At 64.8% G+C, this 13,707-nt stretch carries 13 protein-coding genes; 6 read left to right on the top strand and 7 right to left on the bottom strand.

Annotation, left to right across the window (positions count from 1 at the left end; translation table 11 throughout):
* The first annotated feature begins 288 nt into the window (after window positions 1-288).
* Complete coding sequence (locus tag AC3WVQ_RS16050) at window positions 289-1,416, top strand: multicopper oxidase domain-containing protein (protein WP_090297968.1); 1,128 nt, start codon at window positions 289-291, stop codon at window positions 1,414-1,416.
* Window positions 1,413-2,597, top strand: a complete 1,185-nt coding sequence (locus AC3WVQ_RS16045; protein ID WP_492382868.1) for a ZIP family metal transporter — start codon at window positions 1,413-1,415, stop codon at window positions 2,595-2,597. The genes AC3WVQ_RS16050 and AC3WVQ_RS16045 overlap by 4 nt, the downstream gene beginning before the upstream one ends.
* A gap of 17 nt (window positions 2,598-2,614) precedes the next feature.
* On the opposite strand, the gene cysE is transcribed toward AC3WVQ_RS16045, so the two are convergent.
* Genes cysE through AC3WVQ_RS16030 form a run of 3 tightly spaced genes read right to left on the bottom strand, consistent with a single transcriptional unit; the run spans window position 2,615 to window position 5,557 of the window.
* Window positions 2,615-3,442 carry a serine O-acetyltransferase gene (gene cysE / locus AC3WVQ_RS16040; protein ID WP_090297965.1) on the bottom strand — a complete coding sequence of 276 codons (828 nt, stop codon included), beginning with the start codon at window positions 3,440-3,442 and terminating at the stop codon, window positions 2,615-2,617.
* Between the two features lie 10 nt (window positions 3,443-3,452).
* Window positions 3,453-4,442 carry a WD40 repeat domain-containing protein gene (locus tag AC3WVQ_RS16035; protein ID WP_090297962.1) on the bottom strand — a complete coding sequence of 330 codons (990 nt, stop codon included), beginning with the start codon at window positions 4,440-4,442 and terminating at the stop codon, window positions 3,453-3,455.
* Complete coding sequence (locus AC3WVQ_RS16030; protein WP_090297959.1) at window positions 4,442-5,557, bottom strand: CobW family GTP-binding protein; 1,116 nt, start codon at window positions 5,555-5,557, stop codon at window positions 4,442-4,444. Before AC3WVQ_RS16030 ends, AC3WVQ_RS16035 begins: the two co-directional genes overlap by 1 nt.
* Window positions 5,558-5,744: 187 nt before the next feature.
* Here AC3WVQ_RS16030 and AC3WVQ_RS16025 point away from each other — a divergent pair, with 187 nt between their 5' ends.
* Window positions 5,745-6,836 (top strand): glycosyltransferase family 4 protein, encoded by a 1,092-nt coding sequence (locus tag AC3WVQ_RS16025; protein ID WP_090297956.1) that lies wholly within the window; start codon window positions 5,745-5,747, stop codon window positions 6,834-6,836.
* Window positions 6,837-6,851: 15 nt separating this feature from the next.
* On the opposite strand, the gene AC3WVQ_RS16020 is transcribed toward AC3WVQ_RS16025, so the two are convergent.
* The 3 genes from AC3WVQ_RS16020 to AC3WVQ_RS16010 form a co-directional block, all read right to left on the bottom strand.
* The gene (locus tag AC3WVQ_RS16020; protein ID WP_060517551.1) at window positions 6,852-7,730 is read right to left on the bottom strand and encodes a glycosyltransferase family 2 protein; all 879 of its coding nucleotides are present in this window, start codon (window positions 7,728-7,730) and stop codon (window positions 6,852-6,854) included.
* 77 nt (window positions 7,731-7,807) lie between these two features.
* Window positions 7,808-9,202 (bottom strand): hypothetical protein, encoded by a 1,395-nt coding sequence (locus AC3WVQ_RS16015; RefSeq protein WP_090297953.1) that lies wholly within the window; start codon window positions 9,200-9,202, stop codon window positions 7,808-7,810.
* Between the two features lie 79 nt (window positions 9,203-9,281).
* Window positions 9,282-10,073, bottom strand: a complete 792-nt coding sequence (locus AC3WVQ_RS16010) for a creatininase family protein (protein ID WP_090297948.1) — start codon at window positions 10,071-10,073, stop codon at window positions 9,282-9,284.
* A 113-nt stretch (window positions 10,074-10,186) separates the two neighbouring features.
* Between AC3WVQ_RS16010 and AC3WVQ_RS16005 the strand changes: the two genes are divergently transcribed.
* The 3 genes from AC3WVQ_RS16005 (at window position 10,187) to AC3WVQ_RS15995 (ending at window position 12,868) form a co-directional block, all read left to right on the top strand.
* Entirely contained in the window at window positions 10,187-10,684 is a 498-nt protein-coding gene (locus AC3WVQ_RS16005; RefSeq protein WP_034786917.1) for a MarR family winged helix-turn-helix transcriptional regulator, read from the top strand.
* A gap of 168 nt (window positions 10,685-10,852) precedes the next feature.
* Window positions 10,853-11,875, top strand: a complete 1,023-nt coding sequence (locus tag AC3WVQ_RS16000; RefSeq protein ID WP_034786913.1) for a LacI family DNA-binding transcriptional regulator — start codon at window positions 10,853-10,855, stop codon at window positions 11,873-11,875.
* Window positions 11,876-11,902: 27 nt separating this feature from the next.
* Complete coding sequence (locus AC3WVQ_RS15995) at window positions 11,903-12,868, top strand: 2-hydroxyacid dehydrogenase (protein ID WP_090297945.1); 966 nt, start codon at window positions 11,903-11,905, stop codon at window positions 12,866-12,868.
* A 42-nt stretch (window positions 12,869-12,910) separates the two neighbouring features.
* Here AC3WVQ_RS15995 and AC3WVQ_RS15990 read toward each other — a convergent pair whose 3' ends face one another.
* Window positions 12,911-13,669, bottom strand: a complete 759-nt coding sequence (locus AC3WVQ_RS15990) for a gamma-glutamyl-gamma-aminobutyrate hydrolase family protein (RefSeq protein WP_090298089.1) — start codon at window positions 13,667-13,669, stop codon at window positions 12,911-12,913.
* Window positions 13,670-13,707: the final 38 nt, after the last annotated feature.

Genomic DNA, 13,707 nt, shown 5'->3' with positions numbered 1-13,707 from the left:
GCCCTGCGGACATGTTCGTTTCCGGTCCGGCGCCGAAGTTCAACCCAACGTCCCCGAGGCCGGCGCCTTCCGGGGACGTTTTGGTTTCCGGGATGATGACGGGCGCGCCGTGCTGAGCGCGCGGTCCTGCCGGCCCCTTCGGACATCACGCTTCCCAAGTCAGTTGCGAATGGGATGCATTTGCACTATTGATGTTGTTGCAAATGATTTGCAGAAGCAGGTGGATCGTTGCTGGCCCCAGTCAGGCGCGGTGCGGTGCGTGTTACCCAATGAGGGAGAGGGGCGAATATGGACAAGCCGACAAGACCGGACCTGCTGCGAAGGCGCAGTCTGCTGATGGGCGGGCTGGCGGCAGCGGGCGGAACGGCGATCTGCACCAGCGCCGCCTTGGGTCAACAACAGGCGAGCCATGTCGGTCATGCCGCGCCATCGGGAGCGGCGGGACAGGAGCCGATGCCCGCCATGGGGCATGGCGCGATGATGACGGTCGGCGAGGTCGATAGCGCCGTCAACGGCTTCGACCCGACGGAGATGCTCACAGATTGGGACACGGGTACGGTTTCGACGCTGCCGGACGGACGGACGCTGCGCACCTTCGAGATGACGGCGGAGGACCGCGAGATCGAAATCGCACCCGGCATCAAATTTCCCGCCTGGACCTATAACGGCCGCGTGCCGGGGCCGGCGCTGCGGGCCAAAGAAGGCGAGCGGCTGCGGATCGTCTTTCGCAACTATGCTTCGCATCCGCACTCGATCCATTTCCACGGTATTCACGCGGCGCGCATGGACGGCGTTCCTGGGGCCGGCATGGTCGATCCGGGTGACGAATTTATCTATGAGTTCGATGCCAAGCCCTTCGGCTGCCATCTCTACCACTGCCATGCGATGCCGTTGCGCCGGCACATCCACAAGGGCATGTACGGCGCCTTCGTGATCGATCCCGACCCGGAGCGCCGGCCGGAGCATGTGGAGGTCGCCCGCTCCCGGCTGCTCGGCACACCAGAGAACGCCGGCTGGCAGGAACTGGTGATGGTGATGAACGCCTTCGACACCAACTTCGATGCCGAGAATGAATTCTATGCGGTCAACACCGTCGCGCACGCCTTCATGAAACGGCCGATCCGGATCGTGAAGGGCAAGCCGGTGCGCATCTATCTCATCAACGTCATCGAGTTCGACCCGATCAACTCCTTCCACCTGCACGCCAATTTCTTCGACTATTACGACCAGGGCACGACGTTGACGCCGACCTTGAAAACCGTCGATCTCATTACCCAGTGCCAGGCGCAGCGCGGCATCCTCGAATTCACCTTCGCTGAGCACGAACCCGGCCTCTACATGTTCCACCCGCACCAGACCGAGTTCACTGAGCTCGGTTGGGTCGGCATGTTCGACGTGGTGGAGGCGCTCGCATGAACGAGATGCCAAGAGCTGCCATTCGCGCGGCAAAGACCAACCTGGTGTGGCTGGCGTTGCCTCTTATCGTCTTTGGCATCTCCGTTGCCTGGCTCGTATCAACCGATCCGTTGTCGGGCTTTCGCAACGGTGCGCCGCCGGTCGAAAACCTCACCTTCGAAAGAACCGTTCTCGACGATAGTGGTCTCAGTCTGCTTGTTCGCGCCGGCGGATCGGAACCGATGACGGTGGCGCAGGTCCAGGTGGACGACGCCTATTGGCAATTCGCCCAGGACCCGCCAGGGCCGATCGCACGCGGTGGGGCCGCATGGCTGAAACTGCCATTTCCCTGGATGCTCGGTGAGGCGCATGCAGTGAAGGTGGTGACCAACACCGGCGCCACCTTTGCGCATGACATTGCGGTTGCCGTGCCGACGCCCCAGGCGACGACGGGCCAATTGCGGCTGCAAGCCCTGGTCGGCATCATCGTCGGCATCGTGCCCGTGGCCGTCGGGCTGATGTTCTATCCGGTGCTGCGTGGTGTTGGGCGCGAGGGCATGGCCTTTCTGCTGTCGCTGACGATCGGCCTGCTCGGCTTCCTGCTGGTCGATGCGAGTGGCGAGGCGCTCGAGGTTGCCGGCGAAGCCGCGGCGATCTTCCAGGGGCCAGTCATGGTGGTGCTGGCGGCTTTAAGCAGCTTCCTTCTGCTGATGGCAATCGGCCGGCGAAGTGGTGCGCCGACCGGGCTGGCGCTCTCCACCTACATCGCGCTCGGCATCGGCCTGCACAATCTTGGCGAGGGGCTGGCGATCGGGGCCGCCTTTGCGGCCGGCTCGGCCGGGCTCGGCACCTTCCTCGTGCTCGGCTTTGCGCTCCACAATGTCACAGAAGGCATTGGCATCGCCGCGCCGATCCTGAAGAAGAGGCCGCCGTTCTCGGTCTTCGTCAGTTTGACGCTGCTGGCGGGCAGCCCGGCCGTCATCGGCATGTGGCTCGGGAGCCTTGCCGCCTCGGCGCAATGGTCCGCCTTGGCGCTGGCGATCGGGGCGGGCGCGATCCTGCAGGTGATCGTCGAAGTGGGCGCCTATCTGATGCGCCAGAGCGAGCGCCGGAGCGACGTGTTCCTGACGCCGCCGGTTTTGGCCGGCCTCGCAGCCGGTGCGGCATTCATGTATGCCACCGCGGCGCTGGTGAAGATCTGACAGGCAACAGGATGGGATCAGACGATCGTCTGGTCCATCTCCGCTGCCGGAATTTCATCGACGCGATGGATGCGCACGACGGTTGCCGGCACGCCCGCGACGGTGGTGCGCGGCGGAACGGTCTTGAGGACGACACTGCCGGCGGCGACCTTGCTATAGGCGCCGACCTCGATATTGCCGAGGATCTTGGCGCCGGCGCCGAGCATCACGCCGCGGCCGATCTTCGGGTGGCGGTCTCCGGTCTCCTTGCCGGTACCGCCGAGCGTGACGTTCTGGAGGATCGAGACCTGATCTTCGATGACCGAGGTTTCTCCGATGACGATGCCGGAGCCATGGTCGAGCATGACAGCCTTGCCGATGCAGGCGGCCGGATGAATGTCAGGTCCGAAGACGAGCGAGGCGAGGTTCGAAAGCCAGCTCGCGACTTCACGTCGGCCATCGACCCAGAGCTGGTGAGCAGCGCGGTAGGTCTGCAGTGCCTGAAAGCCCTTGAGGTTCACCAGCACATGCTTGAGGCCCGGGCAGGCCGGGTCACGCTCTTTCACCGCCTGAAGATCGGCTTCGGTCGCCAGCAGGATCTGAGGGTTTGCCTTGAAGACGTCGGTGAGCAGCTGCGCAAGCGAGCGTTCGTCGACGCGCGCGACGGCCAAGCCGGCTGCGAGCACGCCGGCCAGCAATTCGGCATCCGATCCGGCATCGATGATCGGCATCAGGGTGGGCGCCATGACCGGTTCACGTGCGGCAAGCGCGCGCGCTTCCGCCCGGATCAGGCTCCAGACCGCGCCATCAGCGAGCGGTGCCGCAAGCGAGCCTTCGTACCGTAGCGTCTCAATCAATGCGGTCATGCGCCACCGTTTATCCCGCGATATCGACGACGCCGCAGTCGCCCTCGGCCGAGCCGAAGGCCAGCTGCCGGCCATCCTTGTTCCACGCCATGGCGGTGATTGCGCCCTTGCCGGGACGGCGCAGCAGCACTTCCTTGCTGTCGGCAAAGCGTGCGCCGAGGATCATGCCGTCCTGATAGCCGATGGCGACGATATCTTCGGCCGGATGGCAGCAGACGGAGGTCACCATGATGTCGGCGCGGGTGCCGAGTTCGAGCGGCGCCTTGCCCATCGGGCCGTCCTTGCCCTGGAAGGGCCATACGATGGCAGCCGGCGCGCCCGAGGATGCGAGCCACTTGCCCTTGGCCGACCAGGAAAAGGACTTCACCTTGGCCGGATAGCCGGTCATGCGCATGTGGCGCGCTTCGGCGCCGGGCTTGGCGTCGAGCTTCCAGCCGTGCAGCGCGTTTTCCTGCATCGTGGTGACGAGGAAGCGGCCGTCGGGCGAGAAGGTGACGCCGGTGTGGGCGCCCTTCCATTCGAGGTCGATCGGCTGGCCCGATGTGCCGACCCAATGCAACGACACGCCGTTGTAGCGCGCTGCGGCGACGCGAAGGCCTTTCGGCGCGAAGGCGAGGCCTTCGACGGTGCGTTGCTCGGCGAATTCCTTCGTCGTGCCGTCGGCAAGCTTCACGTGCGTGGTCTTGCCATAGGCATAGCCAACGGCACCTTGCGGGCCGGCGGCAACCTGGGCGATCCACTTGCGCGGCGCTTCGGCGACCAGCGCCGTGGTACCGTCGGCGGCCGTGCGCATGACCTTGCCATCTTCGCCGCCGGTCAGCAGCGTATCGTTGGCTTCGTCGACCACGAGCGATAGCAGGCCTTCGTGGACCTCCGTCGTCTTGTGGCCGAGGTCGAGGCGGTGGATGGCGCCGGTGGCTTCGGCGAAGAAGGGGACGCCTTTGAGAAAGGACACGCCGACGACGTGACCTTCGAGATCGAGGGGAGCGACAGTCGGCATCAGTTCGGCTGCGCCTCGCAGGCCTTGAAGGTGCGCTCGAGCTTTTCGCGGTCGAGGTCACGGCCGATGAAGACGAGGCGGCTTTCGCGCTTTTCGCCTTCCTTCCACGCACGCTGGTGATCGCCCTCGATGATCATGTGCACGCCCTGAACGACGTAACGCTCGGCGTCGCCAGCAAAGGCGATGATGCCCTTCAGGCGCAGGATGTTCGGGCCGTCCGTCTGGGTGATCTTCTGGATCCAGGGGAAGAAGCGATCCGGGTTCATCTCGCCGCCGCGCAGCGAGATCGACTGCACCGTCACGTCGTGGATCGGCGAGGGGGCATCGTGGTGGTGATGATGGTCGTGATCGTGGTCATGATCATGATGATGGTGGTCGTGATCATGATCATGGTGGTGATGGTGATGATCGTGGCCGCAATCCGGACCGCAGGTGTGATCGTGTTCGTGATCGTCCTGGTCGAGGAAGTGCGGATCGTTTTCCAGCGCCTTTTCGAGATTGAAGGCGCCCTGGTCGAGGACCTTGGCGAGATCGATCTCGGAGCGCTGGGTGCGATAGATGCGGGCCGACGGATTGATGACGCGCACGGTCGCCTCGATGCGCTCCAGTTCCTCGGGCGTGACGAGGTCGGTCTTGTTGAGCAGCACGACATCGGCGAAGGCGATCTGGTCTTCGGCCTCGCGGCTGTCCTTCAGCCGGAGCGGCAGGTGCTTGGCGTCGACCAGCGCGACGACGGCGTCAAGCTCGGTCTTGGCGCGCACGTCGTCGTCCATGAAGAAGGTCTGGGCGACCGGGACCGGGTCGGCAAGGCCCGTGGTCTCGACGATGATCGCATCGAAGCGGCCGGGGCGGCGCATCAGGCCTTCCACCACGCGGATCAGGTCGCCGCGCACGGTGCAGCAGACGCAGCCGTTGTTCATCTCGTAGATTTCCTCGTCGGATTCCACGATCAGGTCGTTGTCGATGCCGATCTCGCCGAACTCGTTGACGATGACCGCGTATTTGCGGCCATGGTTCTCGCTGAGGATGCGGTTCAAAAGCGTCGTCTTGCCGGCGCCGAGATAGCCGGTGAGCACGGTGACGGGGATCGGCTTCTGCGGGGATGTTTCGGTCATGGGAACCTCTGGGATTTCCGGATGCGGGAGCAGGCATCCTAGTCGCGTCTCATATAGGAGATGCGGCGGCGATGCGCAAATGGCGCAGGCGATTTTGCCGGTCGGGCGGCGTTGATCGCTGCGATCCCGATAACCCTCCTTTCATCAAGATCGGCGAGAGTGCGGGGCACATCGAAGGGGTGCGCACGTGAAGACGATTTCCATCAACGGCCGGTTCCTGACCCAGCCGCTTACGGGCGTGCAGCGCTTCGCCCGCGAGATGACCCGGGCGCTCGATCAGCGCATCGCTTCGGGTGCGGTGCCGCATGCGCTGAAGGGCGTGCGCTGGCGGCTCCTTGCTCCCGGCAAGGCTGTCGACGATCTCGGCCTCAAGGCGATTTCGGTGGAGCGCTTCGGCTCCGGCCCGGGCCATCTATGGGAGCAGGGGCCACTCTTCTGGCGGTCACGCCGCGACACGCTCATCGGCTTCGGCGGCAGCGGTCCGGTGCTGCATGGCGACCAGGCGGTAGTGATCCACGATGTCACGCTCTTTCGCCATCCCGCCTCGTTCGGGCGCGGATACCGGCTGTTCCACGGAACGCTCGGCTATCTTCTCACGCGGAGGGCCAAGATCGGCACGGTCTCGAACTTCTCGCGCAAGGAACTAGCCGACGTCTTCCGCGTGCCTTCGGCCGGTATCGATGTGATCTACAATGCGACCGATCACTTCGCCGGCCTTCAGCCGGACGACGGTGTCATCGCGCGGCTCGGGCTGACCGATACGCCCTTCTTCCTTCTGGTCGGCACGCTGAAACCCAACAAGAATGTCGAGTTTGCCGTGCGCGCCTTCGAGGCCTTGGGTGCCGGTGACCACAAGCTGGTCGTGGTGGGCGGCACCGATCCGTCGGTTTTTCGCGATATCGCGCCGACGTCGAAGGGCAACCTGATCTTTCCGGGGCGCCTGACCGACGCGGAGATCGCCGGGCTGCAGCGCCACGCCGTCGCCTTCGTCTTTCCGAGCCTCTACGAAGGTTTCGGCATCCCGCCGCTGGAGGCGATGACGCAAGGCTGCCCGGTGCTGGCCGCCGACATCCCGCCGGTGCGCGAGGCCTGCGGCGACGCGGTTCGCTATTTCGATCCGTTGAAGGCGGAAACGCTGGTCGAGGCAATGCGGATGATTTCGGCCGACGCGACTTTGCGTCGTGAGTTGACGCATGCCGGTTACGACAATGCCAAGCGCTTTTCCTGGGATGGAAGCGCGGTGGTGCTGCTCAACATGCTGGCTGCCAGCCGGGCTTGATGGCTGCGGAGGGCGTTAGAGGTCGAGCACGCGCATCGGGTCCAACCGTCCGCGCAGCATATCCAAGACGGCGATGACGTTGCCCTTCAGCCGACCGCGGCGGTCGACGAGGCCTTGCGACCTGACGCTGCCGAGGATGTTGGCAGCGACGTTGCCCCCCATCAGACGCAGCGCCCATTTGAGGCCGACCGTGCCCTTGTTGCGCAGATAGAGCGGATTGGCGACCTGCGAGTAGCCGAAACGCAAACCCGAGGTGCGGCCGCGCTTGTTGCCGAGATGGACGCCGCGCAATCTCGGCGACTTGACGATGCGCCCGCGTGACGCAAGTCGCCGGCAGAAATCGACGTCCTCCTGCCAGCCGTAGAGCGGCAGGCGCTCGTCGAAGCGGGTGTGCTCGACGGCGATCGCCGCAACACGGAAGGCCATGTTGCAGCCGTAGGCATTGAAGGCGGGTGTGATTTGATCCTCGGGCGCGGGACCGGCGTCGCCATCGAGGATCGCCTTCGCATCGGCCACCGAAATGCCGGGTCCGTGAATGCCGTCTGCCAGAACCAGGCCGGTTGCAACGACGATATCCGCCTCGCGCGCAAACAATCGCTCGGACTCTGCGAGAAAGTCGTGGTGTGGCAGGAAGTCGTCGTCGAAGAAGACGATTAGGTCGGCGGTCGTCGCGTGGTCGAGGATCGCATTGCGCTGCGCGCTCGAGCCTTTGCTGCCCTTAACGACGCGGACGTCGACTGCGAGGGCACTGAGGCGGTTTTCGTCGATGTCCTCGGGCGCGCTCGGGCAGACCAGGATGGAGTCCGGCAAGCGGGTCTGCCGCGTCAGATGCAGCAGGGTCTCCGAAAGGACTTCGCGGCGGCCTGCGGTCGCTATGCCGACGACGATGTTCATGGCGGACTCTCCGAACGTTTCGGCGGCGATCTAACCGGAAATTCGTGCAGTTTTTCTTAGCGCAATTGTTTCCAGCCCTATGGGGCCGGAGCCCGCATCATCAGCCGCAATTGGTTGAGTGCGAGCAGGCACAGGACGCCGCCCCCGAGGATGCCGGCGCCGATCGCGAGATAGCTGGTTTCGCCGGCGAGCGCGAAGGCGAAACCAGCCGTGGCGAGCCCTGCGGCGGCAAGAAGCACCGGCGACCAGGGGAGGTCGAAGGGAAGCACCGCCATCAGGCGCAGACCGAAGGCGGTCGCAAGGACCGCGCCGATCGCACCACCGGTCGCAAGCGCCGTATCGCTCGGGCCTGCGACAACCAGTGCCGCGAGCGCCCCGAGGTTCAGCAGCAGGCAGTCGATGACGGCGAGCAGAAGGATCAGCGCAAGACGCTGCTTCAGGTGCAGCGGCGTCGGCAACATGATCTGCGTCAGCGTGCGGGCAAGCGAAATGAGGATGATCGCGGGCGCCGTGGCGAGGAACCCCTGCTGCAGGTCCGGGCTGATGACGACCCACGTGACCGGCAGGAGCACTGCAAAGATGCCGGCCGCCATCATCAGCGCGAAGCTGGCAAGCAGGGCATAGTATTGCCCGAGCGTCCGGGCGAGGTCCGCGCGGTTGTCGGTCCGGTCGTGGGCGGCGACGATTTCGGGGTACTGGATCGCCTGAAGCGCCGAAACGATGAGCACGAAGGGCCGCTGCAAAAGGTCGAGCGCCAACAGCGCGCCGGCGGCACCCGTCGCTCCGAGAACGGACGTCAGCAGCGTCTTGAGGGCGAGCGGCGCGAACATGGCGGCCGTTGCAGCGCCGGCCGAAACGCTGCCATAGACGAGGTGCTTGCGGAAGCGCGCAGTCTCCAGTGCAACGGTCGGTCGCGCTGCCGGGCTGCGGGAAAGAACCGAGGCGAGCAGGCCGTAGGCAGCGTAGCCGGCCAGAAGCCCCGTGACCGTTGAGAGGAAGGTGGGCGAGGCCAATGCCCCGGCGAGCGTGCCGACTGCCAGAATTGTGGCGCGTGATCCCTGCAACACGGAAAAGGCGCGAAAGTCCTGACGAAACCGCAGCATCGTCAGATGCAGGTCGCTGCCCCCTTGCGCGATCGACACCAGACCGCCGACAAGGGCGACGACCGCCGGCACGCCGAAGAACACGGCTATCGAGGCTGCGGCCAGGCAGAGTGCTGCGCAGACCGTCGCTTCAACGAGGATCGTGCGCCGCTCAGCCGCCTCGCTGTCAGCGTCCGGCCCCGGATAGAAGCGGGTGCAGGCGAAGCGCACCCATTCGAAAGCGGCGATCGCTGCGAATTGGCAGATCGAGATGAACAACGAATAGCTGGCGTAGTCCGCAGGCGCCAGCCAATGGGCGACGATGATCAGCAGGCCGAAGGCGATGACGGCCTGATAAAAATAGGCGCCGAGCGCTATGATCTTCGCCATGGGTTCTCTGCTCTTCCAACGGACGTCCTTGATAGCGCAAAACCGCAAAGAAAGTGTTTGCCGGGCGTCGGTTCACGCGTCAGGCGAGTTCAGACGGGTCGAAATCCCTGACGTCTTCGAGCAGTTCGACAAGGCCTTTGACGGCATAGGCAAGCAGCGCCTCGCCGCGCGCAGCCGTTGCGGCTGACGCGTTGCCGGCAACGCCATCGGCGTTGAGGTCGCGCATCTTCCAGCCGAAGGCATGCGGGCCGTAGGCACGCAGATGCTTGAAGCGACCGGCAAAGTCGCGCTGACGCGAGGGGAAATCGGACGCTTTTGTCGTGTCCACCTTGTCGGGATGCAGCGCCAGCATCACCGAAGTCTCGATATCGCCGCCGTGAATGTCGAAGGCCTTGTCTTCTGGCGCGATCCAGCCGTCCGGCTGGCCGAAGCGGGTCCAGCTGGTCGCGACCGCCAGCATGTTCAAGCGCACGCGCGCTTCGGTCGCGACGATCGTCATCAACGGCGAATTGCCGCCGTGGGCGTTCAGCATCACGAGCTTGCGAATACCAAGGCCATGGAGATCCCCGGCGATGCCGAGCCAGCGCTCGACCGCCTCGCTGTAGCCAAGCGTGCGGCTGCCGGCGACATCCATGTGCTCGATCGAGTAGCCGACCGGCTCGACCGGCAGGAAGGTTACAGGCAGATCGGCGGGAAGCGCGGCGATGGTGCGCGAGACGATGCCTTCAGCAATCAGCGTGTCGGTTTCGAAGGGCAGGTGAGGTCCGTGCTGCTCATGCGCGCCGAGCGGCAGCACCGCGATCCAGTCGCGGCGGGCGTCAGGCGGAAGGTCGGCCGGATTGTCCTGCCATCGCGGCTCGGGCATCGACATTTCTCTTCGATCCTCCACGTCAATTGTCGTAAAATTGTTATTTGAGTCATACAGTTCGTAATCGCAAGCTGTATTGTTATAAGTGTTCGAGACGGGATTCGGCAGGAGGTCCAATGGGCAAGAAGAACAAGGCCGAAAAGAAGGGCAAGAACGGCAAGAAGAAGGACGAGCTCCTGATCGAGCCTCACGATCTTGCCGCCGTCCTTGTCCAGGCTGCGCGGTCGATGCGCACCGTGCTCTCCCGCAATCTGCTCGAAAGCGGCCTCTATGCCGGACAGGATGGCGTCATGCTGGCGCTGGCCGAGACCGACGGTCTGACGGCCGGCGGGCTCGCGGTCAAGCTCGGCGTCAAGGCGCCGACCATGACCCGCACCATCGGCCGCATGGAAGCGCAGGGCTTTCTCGAGCGGCGTCCGGACGACGATGATGCACGGCTCACCAAGGTCTATCTCACTGAGCCCGGCCGCAACCGGCTGCAGACGATCGCCGAGGCCGGTCAGCATTCTGAAAAGCTCGCGACCCGTGGTCTGACCGACAAGCAGGTTCGCACGCTGATGAAGCTGCTGCGCGCCGTTGACAGCAATCTCCAGGCTGCGCGCGCGGCCGATTGAACCTGATTTGCCGCATATTGCCGCGGCGATTTAAACAGTTTAAATAGGGATTTAAATTTATGGCACGCGTGCCGTCTCAAAGGCGCGCGAAGGATGTCGAACGGCTTGACGCACCGCTCCTGGCTGGGGTTCGTGCGGATGGGGCGAAACAGGCTTACAGGGGGCATCGTGGCGCAAAAGGTCAAGCTTTCGACGATCGCGGAAACACTCGGTCTTTCGACGGCGACGGTATCCCTGGCCCTGCGTGACAGCCCGCTGGTGGCGACCGTCACCCGCGACAAGATCAAGGAACAGGCGCGCGCGCTCGGCTATATCTACAACCGCCGCGCCGCCAGTCTCAGGACATCACGATCGGGCATCATCGGCGTCGTCGTGCACGACATCATGAACCCGTTCTACGGGGAAATCCTGAAGGCGATCGAGGCCGAACTCGACCGCGACAAGCAGACCTTCATTCTTTCCAATCACTACGATTCCGTCGACAAGCAGCGCGATTTTATCGAGACGCTGCTGCAGCTCGGCGGTGACGGCGTCATCATGTCGCCGGCGATCGGCACGCCGCTGGAGGACATCCAGCTCGCCGAGGACAACGGCATGCCGGCGATCCTGATCGCCCGCTCGATCGAGGGCGTGGACGTGCCGATCTTCCGCGGCGACGACGCCTACGGCATCTCGCTTGCCGCCAACCACCTGATCGGCCTTGGCCACCGCTGCATCGCCATGGTCGGCGGCACGGACGAGACCTCCACCGGACGCGACCGCTACCAGGGCTACGTCAACGCGCTGCGCAAGGCCAACATCGAGGTCGATCCGGAACTGCGCATTCCCGGGCCCCGCACGAAGCAGGGCGGCTTCGAGGCCGCAGTGCACCTGCTTTCGCTGCCGCAGAAGCCGACCGCGGTCGTCTGTTGGAACGACCTCGTGGCGATCGGCATGATGAACGGCATCGCGCGCGCCGGTCTCGTGCCAGGCGTCGACATCTCCGTGACCGGCTACGACGACCTGGAAGAGGCGTCGATCGCGACGCCGGCGCTCACCACCGTCTGGAATGGGCAGGCCGATGTCGGCCGCAGTGCTGCCCGCGCACTACTCGACAAGCTCTCCGGCAGCCATGAGCCGGATGGAATTCACCTGATCAAGCCGGAGATGCGCATCCGGCAGTCGACCGGCCCCTTGCGGGTCATCGCCTGAGGTCCATCACCCGCAAGGAAAATTGCCATGTCTGCCTGCATTCGCGTTCTCGTGCCCGGAAAAATCAATCCGCGGGTGATCGATCGTCTGGCGGAACGGTTCGAAGTGGTGCGGATCGAAGGTGCCGATGCGACGCTGGTGACGCCGCAGATGCAGGACGTCAAGGCGATCGCCGTTTCCGGGCGCGTGCCGGCTGCACTGATGGACGCCCTGCCGCAGCTTGAGATCATCGCCAATTTCGGCGTCGGCTACGACGGGGTGGAGGTCGGGCATGCCGCGGCCAAGGGAATTGCCGTCAGCAACACGCCCGACGTCCTGACGGAAGAAGTGGCCGATACCGCGGTCGGGCTGCTGCTCAACACGCTCCGTCAATTGCCGCAGGCGGAGCAATGGCTGCGCCAAGGTCGCTGGAGCCGCGAGGGCGCCTTCCCGCTATCGCCGCTGTCGCTGCGGGGTCGAAGCGTCGGTCTTTACGGTCTCGGGCGCATCGGTCTTGCGATTGCCAAGCGGCTCGAAGCCTTCGGCGTATCGATCGCCTATCATACGCGCAGCCCGCGCGAAGGCCTTGTCTATGCCTACCATTCGACGCTGACGGGGCTCGCAGCTGCGGTCGATACGCTTGTTGTCATCGTACCCGGCACCGAGGCGACGCGGCGGACGGTCAATGCCGAGGTGCTTGCCGCGCTTGGCGGCAATGGGGTGCTGATCAATGTCGGACGCGGCTCGACGGTCGACGAACAGGCCTTGATCGCGGCGCTTCAGGCGGGCGTGATCGCCGGTGCCGGTCTCGATGTCTTCGAGAACGAGCCGCAGGTGCCGGAGGCGCTTGTGGCGCTGCCGAATGTTTCGCTCCTGCCGCACGTGGCCTCTGCCTCGGTGGTGACGCGCAACGCCATGGCCGACCTCGTCGCCGACAACGTCGTGGCGTGGTTCTCGACCGGCAAAGCGCTGACGCCCGTGCCGGAAACACCGTTCACGCGACGCGCGGACTAAGGCCCGACGTCGACGCGCCAGGCGCAAGGTCAAACAGATAGCTCAGGCGGCCAGACGAGCGGCGGCGTAGGTTCTGACCGCATCGCCGAACGCCTTGAACAGGCTCGCGGACGGCGTGTCCGTGCGCACCCAATATTCCGGATGCCATTGCACGCCGACGGCAAAGGCCTTGGAGCCGATCACCGAGACGGCCTCGATCGTGCCGTCGTCGGCAACCGCTTCGACCGCAAGACGGGGCGCGGCAGCGCCGATCGCCTGGCGATGGAGCGAGTTGACGCGGATGCGGCCGGCGCCGAGCACCGGCGCGAGGCAGCTTCCTTCCTTGACGATCACGTCCTGGCGGATGCCGTAGGCGACGTCGAGTTCCTTCACGTCGGGCTTGCGGTGATCCCAGATGCCCGGCAGGTCCTGAATTTCGGATGCGAGCGTGCCGCCGAGCGCGACGTTGAGTTCCTGAATGCCGCGACAGATGGCGAGAAGCGGCACGCCGCGCTCCAGCGCGCGGGTGATGAGCGGCAGGCTGGTCGCGTCGCGGCCGGGATCGAAGGGGCCGTCGCTCTCCTTGGCCTCGGCTCCATAGAGCGAGGGATGGACGTTCGAGCGGGCGCCACTTGCCAGCACGCCGTCGACCCGGTCGAGGATCTCGTCGATGTCGTTGCCGGTCTCGAGTGCCGGGATGAGGAAGGGCATGACGCCGGCGCCTTCGACGGCGGCGCGGACATATTGATGGGCAACGACATGCCAGACATTGCCGTCGAATTCGCGGAAATCGCACGGGATGGCAACGACAGGTTTCGACATCATCAGGCTCCGTTGGATGCTTGAGAAAAGCCTTGCCT

This window comes from Ensifer sp. EB106-05-01-XG146 (genome assembly GCF_058791875.1).
This window is presented reverse-complemented; position numbering and strand designations above follow the sequence as displayed.